Annotated in this window: 17 protein-coding genes; 2 read left to right on the top strand and 15 right to left on the bottom strand. The window is 64.3% G+C overall.

All coding sequences use genetic code 11. From position 1 onward, the window contains the following. Window positions 1-13 precede the first annotated feature (13 nt). From bamA to ABID58_RS12105, 14 genes are all read right to left on the bottom strand, one after another. Window positions 14-2,551: an outer membrane protein assembly factor BamA gene (gene bamA, locus ABID58_RS12170; RefSeq protein ID WP_148753688.1), complete on the bottom strand. Its 2,538-nt coding sequence runs from the start codon at window positions 2,549-2,551 to the stop codon at window positions 14-16. Between the two features lie 176 nt (window positions 2,552-2,727). Next, on the bottom strand, window positions 2,728-3,879 hold the full coding sequence (gene rseP / locus ABID58_RS12165) for an RIP metalloprotease RseP (protein ID WP_148753687.1): 1,152 nt from the start codon (window positions 3,877-3,879) through the stop codon (window positions 2,728-2,730). A gap of 44 nt (window positions 3,880-3,923) precedes the next feature. Next, the gene (dxr, locus tag ABID58_RS12160; RefSeq protein ID WP_354032789.1) at window positions 3,924-5,147 is read right to left on the bottom strand and encodes a 1-deoxy-D-xylulose-5-phosphate reductoisomerase; all 1,224 of its coding nucleotides are present in this window, start codon (window positions 5,145-5,147) and stop codon (window positions 3,924-3,926) included. A gap of 4 nt (window positions 5,148-5,151) precedes the next feature. Continuing rightward, entirely contained in the window at window positions 5,152-5,937 is a 786-nt protein-coding gene (locus ABID58_RS12155) for a phosphatidate cytidylyltransferase (protein WP_502916403.1), read from the bottom strand. Between the two features lie 53 nt (window positions 5,938-5,990). Next, entirely contained in the window at window positions 5,991-6,749 is a 759-nt protein-coding gene (locus ABID58_RS12150) for an isoprenyl transferase (protein ID WP_148753684.1), read from the bottom strand. A gap of 150 nt (window positions 6,750-6,899) precedes the next feature. After that, window positions 6,900-7,463: a ribosome recycling factor gene (frr, locus tag ABID58_RS12145; protein WP_148753683.1), complete on the bottom strand. Its 564-nt coding sequence runs from the start codon at window positions 7,461-7,463 to the stop codon at window positions 6,900-6,902. Between the two features lie 61 nt (window positions 7,464-7,524). Next, the gene (pyrH, locus tag ABID58_RS12140; RefSeq protein WP_354032787.1) at window positions 7,525-8,241 is read right to left on the bottom strand and encodes a UMP kinase; all 717 of its coding nucleotides are present in this window, start codon (window positions 8,239-8,241) and stop codon (window positions 7,525-7,527) included. A 60-nt stretch (window positions 8,242-8,301) separates the two neighbouring features. Further along, window positions 8,302-9,225, bottom strand: a complete 924-nt coding sequence (gene tsf, locus ABID58_RS12135; protein ID WP_148753681.1) for a translation elongation factor Ts — start codon at window positions 9,223-9,225, stop codon at window positions 8,302-8,304. A gap of 136 nt (window positions 9,226-9,361) precedes the next feature. Continuing rightward, window positions 9,362-10,351, bottom strand: a complete 990-nt coding sequence (locus ABID58_RS12130; RefSeq protein ID WP_354032786.1) for a 30S ribosomal protein S2 — start codon at window positions 10,349-10,351, stop codon at window positions 9,362-9,364. Between the two features lie 207 nt (window positions 10,352-10,558). Beyond that, a complete protein-coding gene (locus tag ABID58_RS12125; protein WP_354032785.1) occupies window positions 10,559-13,126 on the bottom strand; it encodes a caspase family protein in 2,568 nt (855 codons plus the stop codon). Between the two features lie 174 nt (window positions 13,127-13,300). Continuing rightward, complete coding sequence (locus tag ABID58_RS12120; RefSeq protein ID WP_354032784.1) at window positions 13,301-14,041, bottom strand: carbonic anhydrase; 741 nt, start codon at window positions 14,039-14,041, stop codon at window positions 13,301-13,303. 119 nt (window positions 14,042-14,160) lie between these two features. Beyond that, the gene (gene dnaE, locus ABID58_RS12115) at window positions 14,161-17,664 is read right to left on the bottom strand and encodes a DNA polymerase III subunit alpha (RefSeq protein ID WP_354032783.1); all 3,504 of its coding nucleotides are present in this window, start codon (window positions 17,662-17,664) and stop codon (window positions 14,161-14,163) included. Window positions 17,665-18,176: 512 nt separating this feature from the next. After that, the gene (locus tag ABID58_RS12110; RefSeq protein WP_148753676.1) at window positions 18,177-18,896 is read right to left on the bottom strand and encodes an outer membrane protein; all 720 of its coding nucleotides are present in this window, start codon (window positions 18,894-18,896) and stop codon (window positions 18,177-18,179) included. 93 nt (window positions 18,897-18,989) lie between these two features. Continuing rightward, window positions 18,990-19,220, bottom strand: coding sequence for a hypothetical protein (locus ABID58_RS12105; protein WP_148753675.1), 231 nt, complete (start codon window positions 19,218-19,220; stop codon window positions 18,990-18,992). A gap of 35 nt (window positions 19,221-19,255) precedes the next feature. On the opposite strand from ABID58_RS12105, the gene ABID58_RS12100 reads away from it, so the two are divergent. Together ABID58_RS12100 and ABID58_RS12095 are read left to right on the top strand one after the other, a co-directional pair. After that, window positions 19,256-19,450 (top strand): DUF3551 domain-containing protein, encoded by a 195-nt coding sequence (locus ABID58_RS12100; protein ID WP_354032782.1) that lies wholly within the window; start codon window positions 19,256-19,258, stop codon window positions 19,448-19,450. A 121-nt stretch (window positions 19,451-19,571) separates the two neighbouring features. After that, window positions 19,572-20,807 (top strand): hypothetical protein, encoded by a 1,236-nt coding sequence (locus ABID58_RS12095; RefSeq protein WP_354032781.1) that lies wholly within the window; start codon window positions 19,572-19,574, stop codon window positions 20,805-20,807. Window positions 20,808-21,043: 236 nt separating this feature from the next. Here the strand turns inward: ABID58_RS12095 and ABID58_RS12090 are convergent, their stop codons facing one another. Beyond that, the gene (locus ABID58_RS12090) at window positions 21,044-24,088 is read right to left on the bottom strand and encodes an autotransporter family protein (RefSeq protein ID WP_354032780.1); all 3,045 of its coding nucleotides are present in this window, start codon (window positions 24,086-24,088) and stop codon (window positions 21,044-21,046) included. Window positions 24,089-24,424: the final 336 nt, after the last annotated feature.

The raw sequence follows: 24,424 nt of genomic DNA, 5'->3' as shown, positions 1-24,424 counted from the left end.
CCTGCTGATCGAACTAGAACGAGGTGCCGCCGCCGAACCGGAATTCCTGCGTGCGGTCATTCTTGCCCTTGGTGAGCGGCACTGCATAGTCGAAGCGCAGCGGTCCGAACGGCGAAGCCCAGATCAGGCCGACACCGACCGACGATCGCACCACATTGCCATTGTCATACACCAGGCCGGTACAAGTTCCAGTCGAGGCCGGGTTGACGGTCGATGGCGTACAGGTCGAGTTCCTGGTCGTGGTCATTTCGTTGGTCACTGACCACGTCGTCGGGCCCTGATAGTCGAACAGACCGCCGGCGTCGGCATAGACAGCGCCCTTCAGACCCACTTCCTTCGGAAGGAACCAGAATGGCATCTGCAACTCGAGCGAAGCGCCCCAATATTTGGTGCCGCCGAGCGCGTCCTGCGTACCAAAGGGATTCAAATCGCGCGGACCGATGCCGTTCGGCGCAAAGCCGCGGACGAGGTTCGGGCCCATCTGGAAATGATCCAGCATGCGCAGATCTGTGCTGCCGACCTTGTTCAGGATACCGCCCTGGAGATGGACGAGACCGACAAGGTCCGACACCAGCGATTGGTAGTACTTCGCATCGGCCACGGTCTTCAGGTAGGAGACGTCGCCGCCGACGCCGGCGAAGTCCTGCCTGAAGTCGATCAGCAGGCCGTCGGTCGGGTTCTTGTTGTTGTCCAGCGTGTTGTAGGTCAGCGTGTAGCCTAGCGCCGAGGTCAGGGTCTTGCCGTTCGCAAGTTCCTTGCGCACCGGGAGCGACGCTTCACCGTCAGCGTAGCAGCCGAGATTGCCTGTCAGGATCGGATCGACGCCTGTTGTTGCGTTGATAAAGGCCGGGCTCGGGTTGTATGCCGGTGAGCCGACGACGTTGTTACAGTTCGCCAGATAGGACGGCAGCGTGATTTCCTGCTGGTAGATCGAGTAGCGCAGCTGGAGCGACAGGTCCTCACGCAGGGCGAAGCCGAGGCGCGGGCTGAAGCCCAGCGTCTTGGTGCCGTAGGAGATGTAGCTGTTGGACAGTTGTGTGCGCTGATAGAGGTCGAGGCCCAGCGCGACGCGGTAGTCGAGCAGATACGGCTCGACGAACGACAGCGAATAGCCGCGGGCGTACTGGCCATAGGTGACCGACGCCTTGGCGAACAGACCGCGGCCGAGCAGGTTGCGCTCGGAGACCGAGACTTCGGCCAGCGCACCATCGGTCGTGGAGTAACCACCGGAGACCGAGAAGTCGCCGGTCGACTTTTCCTCGAGATCGACGAGCAGGACCACACGGTCGCTGGAAGAGCCCGGCTCGGTCGTGATCTTCACGCTCTTGAAGTAGTCGAGATTCTTCAAGCGGCGCTCGGCGCGATCGACCAGCGCACGGTTGTAGGCGTCGCCCTCGGAGAGGTCGAACTCGCGACGGATCACGTAGTCACGGGTACGCGTGTTACCGCGGATATTGATGCGCTCGATATAAGTGCGCGGACCTTCGTCGATGTTGAACACGACGGATACGGTGTGCGCATCGAAATTGCGATCGCCGCCCGGACGCACCACTGCGAAGGCATAGCCGCGGCGTGAGGCCTCGATCTGCATGTCCTCGACCGATTTCTCGACCGATTCGACGTTGTAGAGCGAGCCGACATTGACGCGCGAGAAGCTGCGCAGCGTGCTCGGGTCGAAGTTCTGGATGCTGGTGCGGAAATCGACGGTGCCGACGCGGTACTGCTGGCCTTCCTCGATCTTGAAGGTGACGTTGAAGCCCTTCTTCTCCGGATCGTATTCAGTGAGCGCGGCCACGACCTGGACGTCGGCGAAGCCGTTCTTCAGGTAGAAGCGCCGAATCAGGTCGCGGTCGGCCTCGACGCGGTCCGGATCGTAGACGTCACCGCTGCTGAGGAAGCTCAGCAGATTCGATTCGTGCGTCTTGATGACGTCCCTGAGGCGGTAGGATGAGAACGCGGTGTTGCCGATGAACTCGATCGACTTGACCGAGGTCTTGGCACCTTCGTTGACGGTGAAGATGAGATCGACGCGGTTGTTCGGCTGCTCGATGATCTCCGGCGTGACGGTCACGTCATAGCGGCCGGAACGGCGATAGATTTCGGCGATTCGCAGCGTGTCCGACTGCACCATGGCGCGCGAGAACGTGCCGCGGGCCTTGGACTGGACTTCGGCGGTGAGCTGCTCGTCCTTGATCTTCTTGTTGCCCTCGAAGGCGATGCGCCCGATCACCGGGTTTTCCACCACGGAGACGACGATCTGGCCGCCGGCGCCGCGGTTGATCTTCACGTCCTGGAACAGGCCGGTCTCGATCAGCGCCTTGAGGCCGTCATCGATGGCGGCCTGATCGAGGCGACCACCGGGGCCCGGCTTGAAATAGGAGCGGATCGTCTCCACCTCGACGCGGCGATTTCCTTCGACGGAAATCGACTGCACGGTCTGAGCGAGCGCAGACGAAGATACCAAAACAGCCCCAACCGGGGCAAACACCGGCGCGCCGAACATGATCAGGGTTGCGAGCAAGCCCCCCCGGAGTCGCAGTCCAAACTTCATTGCGCAACGCGCCCTTATCAACTTACCAGACCCAACCCCAAAGTCGGTCTGGGAGATTCCCCAAGTTCGAAGCCGCTTGTAGCCAATTTCACCGACGCCGCAAACGGCCGAGCGCGCCGCAATTTCAATTTCATTCCAAGACGTTGCCCAATAGCAACGCCACACAAAAGCCCCTATCAGGAAGCCGCCATTCGCAGGATGTCGTTGTAGGTGGCAAACACCATCAGCATCAGCACCAGGCCGAGCCCGATTCGGAATCCCATCTCCTGGGTCCGCTCGGACAGCGGACGGCCCCGGACCACCTCGGCCGTGTAGAACAGAAGGTGCCCGCCATCTAGCAGCGGGATCGGGAACAGGTTCAGAAGCCCGATCGAGACCGACAGCACGGCGCACAGATTGATCACGAACTGGAACCCGGCGCTGGCCGCCTGCCCCGACATCTTGGCAATGCCAAGCACGCCGCTGACCTCATTCGGATTGCCCTGGCCGATGAACAAGGAGCCCAGGAACTTGAAGGTGCTGGTGATGATGAACCAGACCTGCTCGCCCCCGATCTTGAGCGCCTCGCCGACACCGACCGGGGCGGTCGAGGCCTCACCGGTCTGCGACTTGTGCTCGACGCCGAGCACGCCGACGTGGTGGCTGTTGCCGAACGGATCCTTGCGCTCGAGCAGCGCCGGCGTCGCGGTCAGCGACACGATCGCGCCATCCCGCTTCACCTGGAAAGCCAGCGCTGAACCGGCGCTCGTCGCGACGATCCGCTGCATGTCGGCAAAGCTTTCGATCGGCTTGCCGTCGATCTGCACGACGACGTCGCCGATCTTGAAGCCGGCGGCGGCCGCAGCGCCTTCGGCGACGACGCCGTCGACGCGCGCGATCGTGCTCGGCTTGCCGTAATACAGGGCCATGCCTGCGAAAATCAGGGCACCGAGGATAAAATTGGCAATCGGACCGGCCGCGACGATGGCGGCGCGCGGGCCGACCTTCTTGTGGTGGAAGCTGCCGGCGCGCTCCTCGGCCGTCATGGCCGCCAGCGCTTCGGCTGACGGGGTCGAAGCCTCGCTCTCGTCGCCGAAGAACTTGACGTAGCCGCCGAGCGGGATCGCCGAGATCTTCCAGCGGGTGCCGTGGCGGTCGTTGAAACCAACCAGCTCAGGTCCGAAACCGAGCGAAAAGGTTAACACCCGAACGCCGGCCCACCGCGCGACCAGAAAATGGCCAAGCTCGTGGAAGAACACGACGATGGTCAGGACGAACAGGAAGGGAACCGCGTAACCGAGGAGCCCATGGCTCAACGTATTGAAACTATGGACGAAAAAGTCGATCATCGAATTCCCTCATCCAGCGCCGCAAGGCCCTGGCCCCGAACTACCTAGGATGCCTTTAAGGCAATTTGAGGCAATAGGGCGGCAGCTTTATTTCGCGAAACATGGTCAACGGATATTGCATCGTCCGCTGAGGTCATAGGGCCGTGGTTCCCGCCCCGGATCCAGTCCTCCAGCGTCGCCTCGACCAGCCGGGCAATGGCGCCGAACCGGATCTTGCCGGCGATGAAGGCCGCGACCGCGACCTCGTTGGCGGCGTTGTAGACGGTGGTTGCCCCCTTCCCGTGCCGGAGCGCATCGAAGGCCAGGCGCAGCCCGGGGAATCGCTCGAAATCCGGTGCCTCGAAGGTCAACTGGCCAATCTTGGCCAGATCGAGCTTGGCTGCCGGTCCCTTGATCCGGTCGGGCCAGCCGAGGCAATGGGCGATCGGCGTGCGCATGTCCGGCGAACCGAGCTGGGCCATGACCGAGCGGTCGGAGAACTCGACCATGCCGTGAATGATCGACTGCGGATGCACCAGGACGTCGATCTCGTCCGGGCTCAGCGCGAACAGATAGGACGCCTCGATCACCTCGAGCCCCTTGTTCATCATCGAGGCGGAATCGATCGTGATCTTCTGGCCCATGGTCCAGTTCGGATGCTTCAGGGCCTGTTCGAGGGTCGCCTGCTCGATGTCGGCCGGCTTCCAGGTGCGGAACGGGCCGCCCGAGGCGGTGATGATGACGCGAACCAGCTCGTCGCGATTGCCCGATGCCAGCGCCTGGAACAGCGCGTTGTGCTCGGAATCGGCCGGCAAGATACAGGCGCCCGCTTTCGCCGCGCGCTGCATGAAGAAATCGCCGGCGCAAACCAGGCATTCCTTGTTGGCGAGCGCGACATGCGCGCCGCGATCGACCGCAGCCAGAGCCGGCTTCAGTCCGGCCGCGCCGCTCACCGCCGCCATTACCCAATCGGCCGGACGCGCGCCCGCCTCGATCACCGCGCTTTCGCCGGCGCCGCATTCGGTGCTCGTGCCTGCAAGTGCGGACTTGAGCTCGGCAAGCTTGGAGGCGTCTGCGATCGCGACGAAGCGCGCGGAGAATTCCTTCGCAAGCTTCGCCAGCGCCTCGACATTGCCGTTCGCGGTCAGGGCCTCGACGCGATAGCGCTCGGGCGAGGCGCGCAGCAGATCCATCGTGCTGTCGCCGATCGAGCCGGTGGCACCGAGCACCGTGACGCTGCGGATGTCGGCCGCAACAGGCTTGTTGTTACGCAAAGGGACAGCGCTCATATCCTCACCAAACCATAAGACCGCTTCCGGCGCTATGCACACCATGGCGGAGGAAGCCGATAATCCATGCCACCAGGATGGCGGCGACAAAGCCGTCGAGGCGGTCCAGAAGTCCGCCATGGCCGGGAATTAAGTGACTGGAATCCTTGACGCCGAAGCGTCTTTTCACCGCGGATTCGAAGAGATCCCCGAGCTGCGAAACCACGGTCAGGACGGCGCTCACGAGCAGCAGCGGAACCGCCTTTCCGATCCCGCAGGCGGCAAAGCCGGCCGCGACCGCAAGGCTCGCCGCAAAGCTGCCGAACGCGCCGGCCCAGGTCTTCTTGGGGCTGACGCGCGGCCATAGCTTCGGTCCGCCAATGCTGCGGCCAGCGAAATAACCGCCAATATCGGTCGCCCACACCACCAGCAGCACGAACATCAGCGCGGCGAAGCCGTGCGCGAGATCCTGCCGCACCAGGATCGAGGCCAGCAGGGCCGCGGAAGCATAGGCGAATCCGGTTGCGGCCCAGACGAACTTGCCCCGCGCGATCAGCGTCACGATCGCGCCGCCGACACAGCCGGCGATGACGCCGGTCTTGAGGGCACCGAACGCGGCGCAGAAACCCATGATGGCGAGAACGATTGTCCCGGAAGCGGTCAGCGCGGCAGACCCCGCCCCCACCACCATCAGCCATTCCGCGAACAGCCCGATCGACACCAGGGTAACGAGGAGCGCCCACAGCCAGCCGCCGGCATAGGCGAGCGCAATCGCGAGCGGCGCCAGCACCAGCGCTGCGAGGACTCGCATCACTAGATTGCTGGAAGCGGGCGCAGAGCCCGCCGGTGCGGCGTCGTGTTCGCTCACGAGGCGGTTTTCGCGACCAGGCCGCCGAAACGGCGCTCGCGCCTGGCGAATTCGGCGATCGCGCTTTCAAGCGCCGCCTTGTCGAAATCGGGCCAATGGACCGGCACGAACACGAGCTCGCTATAGGCAGCCTGCCACATCAGGAAATTGGACAGGCGCTGCTCACCGCTGGTGCGGATGATGAGATCGGGATCGGGAATGTCGGGCGCGTCGAGATGGGCGCCGAGAGCATCGGCGTCGATCGAGGCAGGATCGCGCCTGCCGTCTGCGACTTCGCGCGCAAGCTTCTGGGCCGCTTTCGCAATCTCCTGCCGCGAGCCGTAGTTGAAGGCGACAATGAGCGTGAGGCGCGTGTTGTCGCGCGTCAATTCCTCGGCCTCGTTCAGCAGCGCGCAGATGTCGCCCTCGAGCCCGTCGCGCTCGCCGATGATCCGAACCTTGACGCCGTCGCGATGCAGGGTCGCGAGATCGTTGCGGATGAAGCGCTTGAGCAGACCGAAGAGATCGCCGATCTCGCTCGCCGGGCGCGACCAGTTCTCCGAGGAGAACGAGAAGATGGTGAGATAGCGGATGCCGAGCTCGTGCGAGGCACGCACCACGCGGCGCAGCGCCTCGACGCCGCGGCGATGCCCCTCCGCCCGCGGCAGACCGCGCGCAGCCGCCCACCGCCCGTTGCCATCCATGATGATGGCGACATGCGCAGGCGCGTCGGACCGGTCTGGTCCTTCCGTGGCGGGCGCGGCGGCGTTGGACATGACGGCAGCCTTAAAACATGATCCGGACCCGAAGGGCCGCGTGAGCGCAAGGTGCGAAGCGGTGTTCCCTCGCGACAAACGCGGAACGCGTTTGCGCGGAGATCATGTACGAACAATACTCCAGAGCGTGACGATCATGCTCATCGAACTTTAGACGGTGAGGATTTCTTTTTCCTTGGCGGCCAGCAGCTGGTCGATCTCGGTGATGGTGCCGTCGGTCACCTTCTGCACCTCGTCGGCGTGACGCTTCTGATCGTCCTCCGACATCTCGTGATTCTTCTCCAGCTTCTTCAGAACATCGAGACCGTCGCGACGGACATGACGCGCGGCCACCTTGGCGGCTTCGGCGTATTTGTGCGCGACCTTGACCAGCTCCTTGCGGCGCTCCTCGTTCAGCTCGGGAATGCGCAGGCGCAGCACCTGGCCTTCGGTTGCCGGCGACAGGCCGAGATTGGAATCGACGATCGCCTTCTCGACCGGCTTCACCATCGACTTGTCCCAGACCTGCACCGAGATCAGGCGCGGCTCGGGCACGCTGACGGTGGCGAGCTGATTGAGCGGCATGTGACTGCCATAAGCCTCGACCTGCACCGGATCGAGCATCGAGGCCGACGCGCGGCCCGTACGCAGGCCGCCAAGCTCGTGCTTGAGCGACTGGACCGCGCCCTGCATGCGGCGCTTCACTTCGTTGAGGTCGAAATTATCCGTGGCCATCACGTTTCTCCTTCAATATCCCGGCGACCTCACCGCGCCCTCGGGCGCGCCAGATGAGCCGTCAGCCGGCGACGATCGTCCCGTGGCCGGCGCCGCATAGAATCGCGCCGATCGAGCCGGGCTCCGCGATCGAAAACACGATGATAGGCAGCGATGTCTCGCGGGCAAGTGCGAAGGCGGTCGCATCCATCACCTTGTAGCCGCCCTCGATGGCCTGCGAATGCGTCAGCCGGTCGAATCGCGTAGCGGACGGGTCCTTCTTCGGATCGGCCGAGTAGACGCCGTCGACGTTGGTCGCCTTCAGCACCACCTCGGCACCGATCTCGGCGGCGCGCAGCACCGCCGTCGTGTCCGTGGTGAAGAACGGATTGCCGGTTCCGCCGCCGAGCAACAGGATCCGGCCCTCAGCGAGGTATTTGTGCGCCGCGGTGCGGGTGAACAGCTCGGAAACCTCGGGCATGACGAACGCCGACAGCGCCCTCGCCGGCGTGCCCTTGCGCTCGATCGTGGCTTCGAGCGCGAGGCAGTTCATCATGGTGGCAAGCATGCCCATGGTGTCGCCGGTCGGGCGCGACACGCCGCGGGAGGACACCTCGACGCCGCGAAAGATATTGCCGCCGCCGATCACGACCGCAATCTCGGTGCCAAGCTCGCGGGCGGCGATCAGATCGTCCGCAACCCGGTCCATGGTCGGCTGATCGATGCCAAAGCCTTGCTGTCCCGCGAGATACTCGCCGGACAGCTTGATCACGACGCGACGATAGACCGGATCAGTCATGAGCACTTTCCTCGTCCGGGCGCCGCTTCCGGCGGCACGCCGGAAGGAACGTTCCGGCGCTTACTTCTTGCCGCTGGCCGCCGCGACCTCAGCCGCGAAGTCCGATTCCTGCTTCTCGATTCCCTCGCCGAGAGCATAGCGCACGAACCCCGCGATCTTCACGGCGCCGCCGACCTTGCCTTCGGCTTCCTTCACCGCCTGTGCCACCGACTTGCCGGTGTCGTGGATGAAGGCCTGCTCGAGCAGGCAGACTTCCTTGTAGTAGGTCTTCAGGCCGGACTCGACGATCTTCTCGATCACGTTCTCCGGCTTGCCCTGCTGGCGATATTTGTCGGCGAGCACGTCCTTCTCACGCTTGACGACAGCCGGATCGAGACCGGACGGATCGAGCGCGAGCGGGTTGGTGGCGGCGACATGCATCGCGATCTGGCGGCCGAGCGCTGCGAGCTCGTCGGCCTTGCCGGGCGATTCCAGCGCCACGATCACGCCCATCTTGCCGGCGCCGTCGACGACCGCACCGTGGATGTAGCTCGACACCACGCCCTGGCTCACTTCGAGCGAAGCGGCACGACGCAGCGTCATGTTCTCGCCGATGGTGGCGATCGCGTCGTTGATCGCAGCTTCCACCGTGACGTCACCGATCTTGGCGGCCTTGATCTTCTCGACGTCAGCGCCAACGTCGAAAGCGACCTGGGCGACCATCTTGACCAGGCCCTGGAACTGGCCGTTACGCGCGACGAAGTCGGTCTCGGAGTTGACCTCGACCACGACGCCCTTGGTGCCCTTGGTGAGCGCGCCGATCAGGCCCTCGGCCGCGACCCGGCCCGACTTCTTGGCGGCCTTGGACAAGCCCTTCTTGCGCAGCCAATCCTGCGCCGCTTCCATGTTGCCGTCGTTCTCGGTCAGCGCGGCCTTGCAGTCCATCATGCCTGCGCCGGTGGACTCGCGCAGATCCTTGACCATCGCAGCAGTGATCGTTGCCATCGTTGAAAATCCTTCTTGCCTGCCGGTTCGCCGCGGCGCGGCTCCAATTGCCCCGCCGCGGTCCATCTCAGGTATTCGCGTCAACTGAATGAAATGGTGGCCGGATCCTATCCGGCCAACCGATCGCTCTTTTTGACTATTCCGCTTCCGCGGTCAGCGCCTTGGCCTTGGCCACCCACGCATCCGCACGGCTCGGCAGACCGACTTCTTCGCCGATCTTGTGCGCGGTGTCGTGATCGAGCTCGGCGAGCTGCCAGAAGTGGAAGATGCCGAGGTCGTTGAACTTCTTCTCGATCGCGCCCGACACGCCCGGAAGCTTCTTGAGGTCGTCGGCGGTGCCGCGCGGGCCGGCAAGGCCCTGGAAGCCGGCGGTCGTGGGCAGCTCTTCGGCGACCGGACGGGCCGAGGCGCCGATGTCGATGCCGGAATCGCCCTGGGCGCGCGAGATGCCGTCGATCGCGGCGCGCGCAATGAGATCGCAGTACAACGAAATAGCGCGACCGGCGTCGTCATTGCCCGGCACCACATAGGTGATGCCCTTCGGATCGGAGTTGGTGTCGACGATCGCGGCGACCGGAATGTTGAGCCGCTGGGCTTCCTGGATCGCGATATCTTCCTTGTTGGTGTCGATCACGAAGATCAGGTCGGGCAGACCGCCCATGTCCTTGATGCCGCCGAGCGAGCGATCGAGCTTGTCGCGCTCGCGCTGGAGCGTCAGGCGCTCCTTCTTGGTGTAGGAGCTGGCTTCGCCGCCGGCCAGCACCTCATCGAGGTGACGCAGGCGCTTGATCGAGGCCGAGATCGTCTTCCAGTTGGTCAGCGTGCCGCCGAGCCAGCGCGAATTGACGAAATACTGCGCGCAGCGCTTGGCCGCGTCCGCGACGCCGTCCTGCGCCTGGCGCTTGGTGCCGACGAACAGGATGCGGCCGCCCTTGGCAACCGTGTCGCTGACGGCCTGGAGGGCCGTGTGCAGCAACGGCACGGTCTGGGCGAGGTCGACGATGTGGATGTTGTTGCGGGCGCCGAAAATGAACGGAGCCATTTTCGGATTCCAGCGGTGAGACTGGTGACCAAAGTGCACGCCAGCTTCGAGCAGCTGACGCATAGTGAAATCGGGTAGTGCCATCGTTCTAGTTCTCCGGTTGGTTCCTCCGGAAGCGTGTGAGCAAGACGGAGCGTTTCGCCCCGGCTGCCACCGGACGGCCTTGTGAGCCATGCTTCCGTGTGAGATGGCGCGCTGTATAGCGCCATTTCGGCCAGAAGCAAGGAAATAAGGGCCTTTCCGGGCTTTACCGCCCGCGAAAGGCCCTTTTCGGGGTTTCCGCCCTACCCGCTAGCACCTGGGCTGGTTGGGCGGGCATTTTTTCGCCGCTGGCGGCGGCGCAGGCGGTCGTGGCGGAGGGGCGGCCGGACGCGGCGGCGGTGGCGCGACCGCCATTCGCGGCGGCGGCGGTGGGGGCGCCGGCCTGGCGACGGGCGGCGGTGGCGGAGCGGGCCGTGCGGCTGCAACCGGCGGGCGCGGTGGCGGGGGCGGCGCCACGTGTGGCGGAGGTGGAGGCGTCGGCCTTGCGAGCGCCTGCGGGTGCGGCGCTGGCGGCGGCGGCCTTGTGACCTGCGCGGGCGATGGCGTTGCAGGCCGCTGGCCCTGCGGCTTGATCGGCTCGCGCGCGGCGACGGGCGGCGAGGGCTGCGTCGGCTTTCCATTGGTCACATTGGTCGTGGTCACGCCCGGCTTGCCTGCCGGGGTCAGCTTGGTCTCGCCGGGCCTTACCGGCGCAATGGCCGTATTGGCGGGATTGGCCGTATTGGCATGCTCCTGGACGTTCGGACGCGCTCCCCCGGTAGGCGGCGCATTTGACGGCGTCGTCTGCGGTGTAAGTTTGGCGTTGGCAGGCTGCGAGCTGCTGCTGGGTTTGGTGGTTGCGCCAGAGCGACCGACGGGGTTCGTCGAGGACGTCGACGAAGACGTGCCCGTGGCAGCAGTTCCTGTCTGTGGCGCGCCCTTGATCGCGGGCGCGGTCTGGCCGGGCACGGGCAAGGAGTGGCCGGCCGGCGCACCGGCCTTCGTATCCGCCGTGCTCGGCGCGGTAGCTGTCGCCGGATTGGCCTTGCCTCCGGCCGTGGGTGCGGTTGCGTTGCCGGTGACCGGAGCGCCGGGGGCTCCCGTCTTCGTCGTGGCATTGCCGGTTCCGGGCGCGCCCGCCGGACTCCCCGCAGCAGCGTTGCCGGTCTGCGTCGTGACTTGGCTCCTTGTCTTCAAGGCTGCCGCGCCGGCCTTCGTTGTCGGATCGACCAAGGCTGTCTTGGGGACAGGAGCCTTGTTGTCCCGAATCAAGGCCGCCTTTTGAACCACGGTCGGCGGCACAGCCGTCGTTGCCCCGACAGGCTTTCCGGATGCTGCCACGGTCGCGGTGATGGCTGGATCACCCGCTGCCGCTGCTGGTGCCGGTGCTTGCTGGTTGATCACGGTGTTGATCACCGTGGTGTTATGGATGTTGTTGAAGATGATGTTGTTCGGCGGCGGCGCGACATAGACCGGCGGACTGTAGAACGCCGGGATCGGCACGAACATCGGCTGCGGCAGCACGAACAGGCCGACGACGGCGAGCGGCGGTGCCAGCACCACGAAATCCGGCGGCGGCGGCGGACAGAAATATTCCGGCGGCGGCGGCGGCGGCGCGAAGCCAAAATCAGGGTCGCTGAAATACAGCACGGGACGATCGACATAGACCACCTCGGCCGGCGGCGGCGGCGGCACGTCATAGTCCATCATCGCGAAGGTCGGCGGCGGCTCGAGCGGCGCCGTCAGGATCGCCAGACGCCGACGCGCATCGCCCGCATGCGGTCCGTGCGGATAGCGGCGCAGATACGACCAATAGGCGTCCGCCGTGTCGGCGCGATAGGATCGCCGCCAGGTGATCGCCTCGCGGCGCGCCGCCACGATCGCCATCACGCGCTTCGCCATGGGATCGCCGGGATAGGCGGCGAGAAATTCCTCATAGGCCGGCAGCGTGTCGCGCTCGAGCGCGGCCGCATAGGCGTCCTGCACGCCGAGATCGCGGATCGGCTTGTTGCGGATCGCAGCGACCTGGTCGGGCGCAGCCTGCGGCGGCGGCGCGTCGGGGGCGCGCTCGAAGAAGGCGAATTGCGCGGTGATCTTCTGGTCGTCCCACGGCACTTGCGCGCCCTTGGAGGCCTCGTTGACGCGCAAGCGAACGCGGTCGAACACCTCCGGCAACGACAGGCCGCCGGTGCGGATCATCTCGGCGAGCGATTGCGCATAGATGCCGTACGGCCCCGGCTCTTCCGGCGCCACCGTGCCGGGCGCGGCGTTGAAGGCGATCAGCATGTTCGGATCGGGCTCGACCAGCGCCAGGCCGCTCGCGATCGGCTGCTGCCCGCCCTCGATGAAGGGCTGCGCGCGCGCCGCGTCGAGCACGACGATATTGGCCTTGAGCGGAATCGCGGCGAGCTGGCGGGTATAGTCGCTGATGCGCAGTGCCTCGGTCGGAACGTCGGTATCGCGGCTGATGTTGGAATCGACCGGGATGAAATAGTTCTCGCCGGCGAGCTGCATGCCATAGCCGGCCAGATAGATCATCGCGACCGTGCCGGGGCCTGAGGCCTGCGCCTTCTGGATGAAATCGCGAAAGCTCTTGCGCAGCGTGTCGCCGTCGAGATCGCGTGCGCCGACCACGTCGAAGCCCGCCGCCTGCAGCGTCTGCGCGATCAGGCCGGCATCGTTCGCGGTGGTTGCCAGCGGCGACTTGGCATAGGCGCCGTTGCCGACCACGAGCGCGATACGCTTTTCCTGCTGCTGCGCGCGAGCCGGTGTCAGCGCGCCCGCAACGAAGAGGATCGGCAGAAGGAGGCAGATGAAGGCCTTGTGTGTCCCGCGCATGGCTTGCTCGTTATTGTTGTTGAGATGCCAGCACGCATGAGACGCGCGGCCGGCTGAACGGCAGTTGAACGAAAGTCCCGGATTGAGGCAGCGGCATGGCGCCAGCCGAGCGCGATGTCCTGCGTAAGCTCCGCGTAAGCCTCAGTCTTTTTGCGCGAGCATCAGCCTTATGCTTCAGCCTTGCGCGATCGGATCCACGGTTCCCGTGGTGAGCCGGTAGATGCCGCCGACGATCTTCAGCTTGCCCTGTTCCACGGCTGCACTAAGGATCGGCGCGGCCGACTTCAGCTTGGCGATGTTGTCGACCACGTTCTGCCGGGTCGCCTTGTCGAGCACGTCCCCGCCCTGCTGCATTGCAGCTTTCGCGGCCGGCGCGATCGCATCGACCAGCGAGGGAATGTGTCCCGGCGGCGATGTGTTGTCCTTGAGTGCCTTCAGCGTCGCACCGATCGCGCCGCAGGCATCATGGCCGAGCACGAGGATCAGCGGCGTGTTGAGCACGGCCACCGCATATTCCATGCTGGCGATGGTCTCGGTGCCGGCAAAATTGCCGGCAACGCGGCAGACGAACAGATCGCCGCGGCCGGTGTCGAAGGCGTATTCCGGCGCGATGCGCGAGTCTGCGCAGCTCAGCACGGCTGCGAACGGATTCTGCCCGCCGGCCAAAACCTCGCGCTCATGCTTGAAATCGTGGCGCCGCGTCACGCCGTCGACGTAGCGCGCATTGCCGTCCATCAGCCGTTTCAGCGCCGCATCCGGCGACAGCACGTTCTGCGGTTTGGGCGGCCTCTTGTTCTCCTTGGCGAAGGCTCGGCCGGCGAAAGCGACGCTCAGCGCCGAAGCGGTCAGCAGCATCGCGGAGCGCCGCGACGGCGTTGATCTGTCACGCATGGTTCCAGAGCACTGATCGCACATGTCCCGATCCCTCCCGGCGCGACGGACGCGCCCTCATGGACGAGCACCGTCGCGGCCGATCATAGCCGCGATCACGTGACGAAACCACTACATCCGCAACGCGCCTTCGCGGCAGCAGGCTAGATCTGCTGCACGTCCACCACGCCCGCGACCGCCTTGATCGCGCCGGCGATCTGCGGCGAGACCTTGAAGCGGCCGGGCAGCTTCATCTCGACCTCGGTCTCGAGGTCGAGCATCATCACAAGCGAGACCTCGCCGTCGCCATTGGGGCGCGGTGCGATGCCGGGGCTGCCGATCTTTGGCGCGGCGCCGTTGGCGCCTGCGGCCTCCGGTCCGGCCAGGCGCTTGGCGATCGAGTCCAGTGGCTTGGTGTCACGCACGAAGATGCGCAGGCCCTTCTGCGTCTTGGCGGCAGCGTCATCGAGCGGCTCGGCATGCAGGACGCGGGCGCGGACGTCCTCGCCCTGCAATTCGGCACCGAGCTGGAGCAGCACCGCGGCGCCCGGCTCCAGCACGTCGCGATATTGCGCGAGGCCTTCGGAGAACAGCACCGCCTCGAAATGACCCGTGGGATCAGACAGCCCCATGATGCCCATCTTGTTGCCGGTCTTGGTGCGCCGCTCCATGCGCGACACCACGGTGGCCGCGACCTTGCCGGCGGTGGCGCCGGTCTTCACCGCGCGCGAAAATTCCGCCCAGCTCTGCACCCGCAGCCGCTTCAGCACGGTGGCGTAATCGTCGAGCGGATGGCCCGACAGGAAGAAGCCGATCGCGTCATATTCGCGGCGCAGCCGCTCGGCCGGCAGCCACGGCTCGATCTGCGGCAGCATGATGGTGGGCGCGTCCGCCGACATGCCGAACATGTCGTTCTGGCCGATGGTCTCGGCCTGATGCGCGCGCTGGCAGGCGGCCAGAATCGAGTCCGCGCCGGCGAAGACGCGGGCGCGGTTCGGCTCCAGCGTGTCGAAGGCGCCGGCGGCAGCCAAACTCTCGATGATGCGCTTGTTGATCGCCCGCGGATTGACCCGCGCGGCGAAGTCGGCGAGCGAGGTGAACAGGCCCCGCTTGGTCCGCTCCTCGATGATCTGATCGATGGCCTGGATGCCGACGCCCTTGAGTGCTGCGAGCGCGTAGTAGATGACCTTGTCGCCGACCTCGAAGGTCGCGCCCGAGCGATTGATGTTCGGCGGCTCGACCTTGATGCCGAGGCGCTGCGCCTCGGAGCGGAATTCGGAAAGCTTGTCGGTGTTGTTGAGATCGAGCGTCATCGACGCTGCGATGAACTCCACCGGATAATGCGCCTTCATGTAGGCGGTGTGGTAGGACACCAGCGCATAGGCCGCCGCGTGGCTCTTGTTGAAGCCGTAGTCGGCGAACTTTGCGAGCAGCTCGAAGATGGTCTCGGCCTGCCCCTTCGGCACGCCGTTCTTCACCGCGCCGGCGACGAAGATCTCGCGCTGCTTCTCCATCTCGGCGCGGATCTTCTTGCCCATGGCGCGGCGCAACAGGTCGGCGTCGCCGAGCGAATAGCCCGACATCACCTGCGCGATCTGCATCACCTGTTCCTGGTAGATGATGACGCCGAAGGTTTCCTTGAGGATCGGCTCGAGCACCGGATGGAGATATTCCGGCTCCTCGTCGCCATGCTTGCGCGCGCAATAGGTCGGGATGTTCGCCATCGGGCCCGGGCGATAGAGCGCGACCAGCGCGATGATGTCCTCGAAACGGTCGGGACGCATGTCGACCAGCGCACGCCGCATGCCCTGGCTTTCAACCTGGAACACGCCGACCACCTCGCCGCGCGCCAGCATCTGGTAGCTGTCGGCATCGTCGATCGGCAGCGTCGCGAGATCGACATGGATGTCGCGCGGCTTGAGCAATTTGCACGCGACGTCGAGCACGGTCAGCGTCTTCAGGCCGAGGAAGTCGAACTTGACGAGACCGGCCGGCTCGACCCATTTCATGTTGAACTGGGTCACCGGCATGTCCGACTTCGGATCGCGGTACATCGGCACGAGCTCGCTTAGGGGGCGATCGCCGATCACGATGCCGGCGGCGTGTGTCGAGGCATGGCGGGTCAGGCCTTCGAGGCGTTGCGCGATGTCGAAGGCGCGCGCCACCACCGGGTCTTCGTCGCGGAAGGCCTGAAGCTTTGGCTCGCTCTCGATCGCAGCCGCCAGCGTCACCGGCGCGGCCGGATTCTGCGGCACCAATTTCGTCAGCTTGTCGACCTGGCCGTACGGCATCTGCAGCACGCGGCCGACGTCGCGCAGCACGCCGCGCGCCTGCAGCGTACCGAAGGTGATGATCTGCGCGACCTGGTCACGACCGTAGCGCTCCTGGACGTACTTGATCACCTCGCCGCGGCGGTCCTGGCAGAAGTCGATGTCGAAGTCCGGCATCGAGACGCGCTCGGGATTGAGGAAGCGCTCGAACAGCAGGCCGAACTTGATCGGGTCGAGGTCGGTGATGGTCAGCGCCCACGCCACCAGCGAGCCCGCGCCGGAGCCACGGCCCGGTCCGACCGGAATGCCCTGGCTCTTTGCCCATTTGATGAAGTCGGACACGATCAGGAAGTAGCCCGCGTATTTCATGCGCATGATGACGTCGAGCTCGAACGCCAGCCGCTTGGAGTAATCCTCGTCGGTCGTGCCCTGCGACAGGCCGTGCACGCGCAGACGATTGGCGAGCCCCTCCTCCGCCTGCCGCTTCAGTTCGGCCGACTCGACCGCAGCGGCATCGGAGCTCGCAGCGGCGCCGACCGTGAATAACGGCAGGATCGGCTTGCGCGTCATCGGGCGGAACGAGCACCGCTCGGCGATCTCCACTGTGGAGGCCAGCGCCTCCGGAATATCGGCGAACAGCACCGCCATTTCGGCGCGGGTCTTGAAGCGGTGATCGGGCGTGAGCTGCTCGCGCTCGGTCTCCGCGATCAGCCGCCCGCCGGCGATGCAGAGCAGCGCGTCATGGGCCTCGTAGTCGTCGGTCGTAGCGAAATACGGCTCGTTGGTTGCGACCAGCGGCAGGCCTTTGGCATAGGCCATGTCGATCAGCCCGCTCTCGATGCGCCGTTCCTTGTCGATGTTGTGGCGCTGCAATTCGACATAGAGGCGGTCGCCGAACAGGCCGGCGAGACGCTCGCAGCGCGAGGCCGCAATCTCAGCCTGGCCGCTCGCAAGCGCGAGCGAGATCGGCCCGTCGGGGCCGCCGGTCAGCGCGATCAGGCCCTCGGTCTCGCCATCGAACCAGTCGAACTTGATGAACGGCGCGTGGCTGTCGGGCGATTCGAGGAACGCGCGCGAATTCAGCCGCATCAAGCTGCGATAGCCGCGCTCCTGGGCTGCCAGCAGCACCACGCGCGAAGGCGGCAGCGCGTTGCGCGCATTGGGGTCCTGATCGCCGAAATCGATCGCGAGCTCGCAGCCGACGATCGGCTGGATTCCGGAACCCGCCATCTTGTCCGAGAATTCCAGCGCACCGAACAGATTGTCGGTGTCGGTCAGCGCCAGCGCCGGCTGGTGGTCCTTCTTCGCCAGCTCGGCGAGCTTGGCGATCTTGATCGAGCCCTTGAGCAGCGAATAGGCCGAGTGAACGTGAAGGTGGACAAATCCGGCGCTCGGCATGGTCGCGTGACGGCCTCTTGCAGATGGGTTGGAGCGGTTGCCGGCAGTGGAGGCATCCTGCACTCGCCCGGCCGACTCGCCTCACAATGGTGGGGGCTCGCCGCGCCGGAGTCCACGCCAGAGCAGCCGATCGGCCGCCTCATCCCGCTTTTCCCCAAGGGGCCGCCCAGCGGCCGCCGTCAGGTTCCCGACCAACGGTTTACAAAACCGCTGGTCTAAAGCTGCGGGATCAGAGCTGCGGGATGACCTGGGCCCAGATCGCGATCATCCCGACGAACAGTGCGATCGACGTTAGTGCAGCGGCTTCTTCCACGAAGATCCTGAACATGGCTTGCTCCATCACCAGAACGTATGAAGAACATTGTTCTCATTTCGTTCTCAGGAGTCAAGCAGACTCAGCCGCTTCAAAATGAAATGGTTAACTCGCTGAATTACATAATAAAAAAGCCCCGGCGCAAGGCCGGGGCTTTTCGACGACCGCCTCTTGCGAAGCGATCGTCTCAGTATCTTGCTCAGTACTTGGCGAGGATCGGACCACCGAACTTGTAGTTCAGGCGGACGAGACCCATGTCGACGTCCTGGCGAACGCGATCGGTCTGAATGCCAGTAAAGGTGATGTCCTTGTCCGACAGGAAGATGTGGTTGTACTCGACACCAACCGACCAATTCGGAGCGAAGCCGAACTCGAGGCCCGCACCGACGGTGCCGCCCCAACGGCTGTCGCTGACGGAAGCAACGGTCGCACCGGCAAGACGAAGCTCGTTCTTGGTGCCAACCACAGCCGCACCGCCCTTGATATAGAGCAGGACGTTGTTCCAGGCGTAGCCGACCTGGCCGGTGATCAGACCGAACGAATCGATCTTCGAGCGATTGGTGAAGCCGGTCAACGCGCTGAGATTGTCGCCGGAGAAGTCAGCCCAGTTGCCCTGGCCTTCCAGGCCGAACACCCACTGCGCCGACTGCCAGCGATAACCAACCTGACCGCCGACCGTACCGCCGGTCGCGTTGTGCGAGCCTTCGCCGCCAACCAGCGGAGCGCGCTGATCCCAGGTCGTGTGAGCCGAAGCGCCACCACCGTTGATACCGATGTAGAAGCCGCTCCAGTCATAGACGGTTGCGATCATCGCCGGCGCCTTGGTGTAAGGACGTGCAGCGAGGTCAGCAGCGAGCGCCGGTGCAGTCGCGCTGATCGCGACGAGGCTCACAGCTGCAAGCAACATATTCTTGTTCATTTGAATCCCGTTCCAGTTTCGTCGTTAGGCCCCCGGGCCATGGCGACGTCATATCAGCCATCGACGGAATTGCTGTAACCTCGACGCAACAGTTCACTCCAAAGGGCCTCGCAACATTAATGAAAGTTTAGCGACGCGCGCGCGGAAACCCTTTGAAACAAGAGTCTTCAGCAGTTCCAACGTCATCGACGCGACATGCATCGCGACCGCGCGAAACAACGTCGCACGCACGATCCTGTGATCCGAGAATCGAAGAATGCGCGCATCGTTTTCTCTCCCCATTGTCGCCACATTCTCACGCGCGATCGCCACAATTGCGTTCATGTCGGGCGTGAACTCTCCCGTGCGCGGGCAAACCTATGATCCCCATTATTGATCCCGACTGTCCTGCCTGCATGCAGATCTACGGCAGCGTCAGCTATTTCGATTGCTGCTACGCCTCGCTGGAGCAATGCCAATTTCTCGCCGTCGGCCGCTCCGCAAGCTGGGTCGCAAATCCGTATTTCGCACAGAAGAAGCCCGGCGGCCCTCGCCGCTCGCGACGCGTCGATTGAGGGATCAATGCCGCTTGCGGCGGACCCACCTCCGCACGCGGGAGTGCCACTAAAAGTTGTGACCACTCCGATCATCCTGTAGCGTTGGCGCGTGTCCTTTCCCGTCCGGTCTGCTCATTAGATGCTTGCCCGTATTCTGCTTCTCGTAGCCTCGCTGACGATTCCCGGCGCATTGCGTGCAGAACAGACACCGGCCGAGAAGGCTGGATTTGCCGCCAGGCTGACGATCTACCTTGCCAAAGGGCCCGCAGACGCGTGCGGGCCGGGCTGCAACCGCTGGATCGCGATCGAGGGCCAGGTCGATAATGACGCTGCGTCCCGCGTCCGCCGCTTCCTCGCCGGCGTCAAGGACGCGCAACGTCCGATCTACCTTCATTCGCCCGGCGGCAATGTGGAGCAGTCCTACGTCATCGGGCGGCTGTTGCGCAGCCGCAAGGCGGTGGCGCGGGTCGGCCAGACCATCGCGACGGCATGTGCCGCGGGCACGCAGGTGGACGCTGCATGCCTGAAGACGAAGAACGCAGGTGGCGAGATCGAGGCCGAGCTCACCACCTACCATGCGATGTGCAACTCGGCCTGCGGTTACCTGTTTCTCGGCGCGACGTCGCGCGAGGTGGCACCCGACGCCGCGCTGGCGGTCCATAACTCCAGGCTCGTCCTCGCCATACACGGCCATCCGCCTCCGGGACTGCTCGCCGAGCTCAGGCAGCAGCGCACGGCAACCGCCGACCGCGATCGCACCGCCTACATTGCCGCCATGGGGATCAGCCGCGAGCTTGATGATCTGATCCACACCGTGAAGTTCGAAAATCTGCATCTGCTGACGCGCGCCGAACTGTATCGGTTCGGGATCGACACACGACCGCTTGCCGAGACAATGTGGCGGCTGGAGAAGGGAACGTGGCCCTACGTCAGCAAGTTCGCGGTGCTGAAAACGGAGAACGATCCTTCATTCCGGACGATGGAATGGCGCCTGTTCTGCGAAAGCAAGAATCGCGTGCCGCTGATGTTCGCGGCCGAAATCGACGACGCGGCGACCGGCAAGAGTACGATCACGATGACGGTCGGCGCCGATGCGACCAGGGAGACCGGCGGGCCTCTCGTGCGAGCCACGAAGTACGAGATGTGGAGCGGCGCCGTCGATCCCGACATGGTCAAGACGATGCTGACATCCCGCACCCTGCAAGTCCGCGAGAGCAAGCCGATGCCGGACGGAAAGGCGGAGATGGCAAAGTTCGACATCGACGTGACGGGCCTGGCGCCGGTGTGGACGCTGTTGGTGGCATCGTGCCCGCCGGCAACGACCGGCCCGGTCAACCCCTGGCCAGCCATTCCGCCACCGAGGCGCGGCAGTTAGCCATGGGCCCGTCGCGCTGACGCGAGGATTGCTCCCCTTCACCCTCGACATTTCAAGTTGGCATTCGCAACCGCCATTTTCGCAAACTGACGTCCGGCCGCTCAGCTATACCAAGGCCTGTTCCGAACGCGTGTACACGCGTTCGGCTTGCGCAAAGTGGGATCGTGATCTTCGAAGTAGTCGAAATTGACCGTCCCAAACGTCGTCTGAGGCTTCGGGCGAATTCCGGCCTACGGTCACCAGTTGATCCGGAGTCCAACCTTTCCGTTGTAGGCAAACTCACCTCCGTCAAAGCGGCTCTGGTATGACGCATTGGCGTAGAGTGTCGTCGTCGTATCGATCTGCCCGCTTATGCCGGCGTTGATCTCTCCCCAAAGACCGCCGAGGTCTGCGTGAAATGGGACGAAGCCCGTCTCGGAGGAGAACAGGGTTGTCGGATTGCCGAGAAACTCGTTCCAGAGATTTGGACGTATCCAGGCTGTGACAGTGCGCGCACTATCATCGATCGCCCAAGTCCGGCCAAACCGGGCGCCGACGCGGGCGGCGAGCGAATTGACGTCCGTAAAGCGGACTTGGGCAGCGATGTCGCTCGCGTCGTTGATATGGATGTTCTGATAGACCAGTTGCGCTTGCGGTTCGATGAAATATCCATTTCCAAGCTTGAACGGATATCCGCCCTCGAACGACACCGCTCCGCCCTGGGCACCGGTCTTGAGCGCCGGAATCCCCGAGTAATCACCCACGCTGCGAATGTCGTAGAAGGTGCCTTGCACGATTGCGTCAGTGTACCAGCCGGTCGACCCGAAATGCGTCCAGTAGCCGCCGAGCGTGTAGGCCGCGAAGTCGCTGCTGCCCATTTCACCATCGAAGTGAGCAACCCGCCCCTGGGCACCGCCAATCGCAAAATAGGCCCCCGCCTGATCGCGCGAACCATCGGGACGGTCATGCCGGTAGAAATCCATGCCGCCCTGCACCGCCTGGAAATTGTACGAGAAATGTGGGCCGGCCGAGCCGCCAAGCACGCCGAGACTATCGCCTTGGTGCACGCCATTGACCCCGATCATGCGAGCCCAACCAACCTTCGCGTTCTCGGGATTGACACGGGCGCGCTCGTCTTCTTCGTCGCCGACGCGCTCGTGAAGCGAGTCGAGCAGACTGCGCCCATACAGCAGCGTCATCGACGGGATTGCCGCATAGAGCGACGTCTCTTCCCGATAATCCGGAAGAACGCCGCCGCCACCACCACCACCACCGCCGCCGCCACCGCCACCGCCACCGCCGCCGCCGCCGCCGCCACAGATGCGCAAGTTCGGATGAGCAGTGCAATCGAGCGCCGAGCGCAAATACCAGGCCTGCGGATTGCTGGCGTCCACGCTCGATCTGAACAATGAGTATCGATAGGGCCCGGCCAAAACCGGACGCGACAAATTGAACGATCCAGGGTCTGTGGTCCCACCGTTGATCGCGTCGACGACAAGGATGCCATTCCCGCTGGTGAGCGCGCCGGCGCCGGTGGTGTTCGATATCCGCAAGAAGGAGTGGCCGCTCGCGTTACCGCCATCGATGACGAGCCTGTCCGACGGTGAACCATCCGTTCCTAGATATGTGTTCAGACCGAGCCTGCCGCCCTGGCCGACATAGTTCACTACGGTGAGCGTCTTGTAGCTGGATAGTTGCGTCGGGTCGCTGCCCGGAGGTGTGAACTGGATCAAGCTCGAGGCATTGGTCAGGTTGGTGAGATTGGAATTCCCCGTCATCGTCCAGAGTGAATTGTTCTGAAGCGTGACGGTTGAAGTGCTGCCGCCGTCGGTGGTCGCGGTCCCCTGAAAACTCGAACTGTCGGCAACGAGGTTGAATGCCGCGCCGCCGCTCACGGTCAGCCATTGACCGTTGTTGACTGTCGCCGTCACACCGGTGAAACTCAGATTGTTCGTGCCACCAGGCGCTGCGACCGAGGCGCCGTTCGGGCTCGTCATGACCACGCCGGAGAGCGTCACATCGCCACCACTCACGTTGAGTGCGTTGGCCCCGCTCCCATTCGCCGTCAGCGAACCGCCGCTCATGCTCAAGACGCCGCCCGTCGTGACGCCGGCGGCGTGGGTGCCCGCGCCGGATGTGGTCACGGTGGTACCACCGGTGAGCGCCATGCTTCCCGAATTGTCGGCCTGAACACCACGTCCGTTTTCGCTGGTTGGAACAGTCACGACCGCGCCGGACGCAGTGAGTGTGCTGCCGGCGCCGCTGGACTGCATGCCGATTTCGCCGCCGCCGCTACCGGTTGCTGCGACGCTGCCTCCAGTCAGCGAAATCGCTCCACCGTCCAATGCTTTCGCGCCGACATCGCCACCGCCTCCGGACACGGTGATTGCACTGTTGGTCGCGGTGATCGTGCTTCCCGCCGACTGCGCCAGCAAGCCGGTCTCGCCGCCGCCATTGCCTTCTAAGGTGACGGTGGTCTGGTTCAGCGAGACCGCCGCGCCGCCATCCGCTCGAACACCGATGTCGCCTCCCCCTCCGCCAGGCATCGAAATGCTGGTTCCGGTCGAAGCGATCAGGCTACCCGTACCGGTCGCCCACAATCCGGTATTGCCACCGCCGCCGGCGGCATAGCTGATCGTATCGTTCGCGAGATCGATGGAGGCGCCGTTCGTGGCTCTGGCCGCCACGTTATTGCCGCCACTGTTCAGGCTCACGCTCAGCCCCGTCGAGCTGATCCTTGTGCCGGTGCCATCGGCCAGGAGTGCAGTGCCACCTCCCCCGAAGGCGGGATTGATCGCCGACCCCGGTAAAAAAATGATTTGCCCGCCGCTCTGCGCTGAAGCCCCGATGCTCCAATTGCCATTGATGCTGGATCCTGGGCTGAAGATGATCGTGCCATTCGTATCGGCAAGCCCGCCAACGCTCCCGCCATTGAACGGGTTTATGGTCACGTTGTTGGTGGTGATGGACGCGCTTGTGCTGGCGTGAACGTCCGGCGTCCCGGTCAGCGTGGTGTTCGCGTCGATTGCGCAATTTCCGGATGTAAGCGTGACGGTCGAATCGGGTGCCACGGTACAAGATTGAGCCGAAGCCGTATCAACCACCACCCCCGAGGCGATCATGGCGATGGCAGCCAGACCGAACCTGCGGATGTTGCCCGGGATATTCTGAGACTCGGTCCTCTTACGCGTGTCGTTGACGGAGGCTGTCGGTAAAACCCTTGCGAACCCGTTTGCACGCTGTGGCGAAACGACGCAATCGGTGGAGCTCGTGCGCAATGCCGAGCCAGTCAGATGCTTCATCGGGCAATCCCTTCCCTATCCAACAGTCGCTAAGCGACAAATTGAAAAAGCGGGGCCGCCGTTCTGGCGAGGAACGCTAGATTTTAATGCAATTTAACCTTGCAAATCATGATGCTCACTCTTCCGCCGGATCGCGCCGCGATTGTGACCGAAATGGCTTGGTTGAGACTTTGATGCCGAGCGTGGCGAGAGAGTCACAGATCAATCGTCGAACTCGATCGGGGTCATGCACCGTTGCGCTCTCGTCCATCGATCATCGGCACCACGACAGGCCACGGTTGCATTGGAAGTTTTTAGCGCATGCACGCCAGCCGCATACGGTTCCATGTGCGGCGG

This window comes from Bradyrhizobium sp. S3.2.6 (assembly GCF_040546885.1).
GTDB lineage: Bacteria > Pseudomonadota > Alphaproteobacteria > Rhizobiales > Xanthobacteraceae > Bradyrhizobium > Bradyrhizobium cytisi.
The sequence above is the reverse complement of the archived record's forward strand: the minus strand, read 5'-3'. Positions and strand labels throughout refer to the sequence as shown.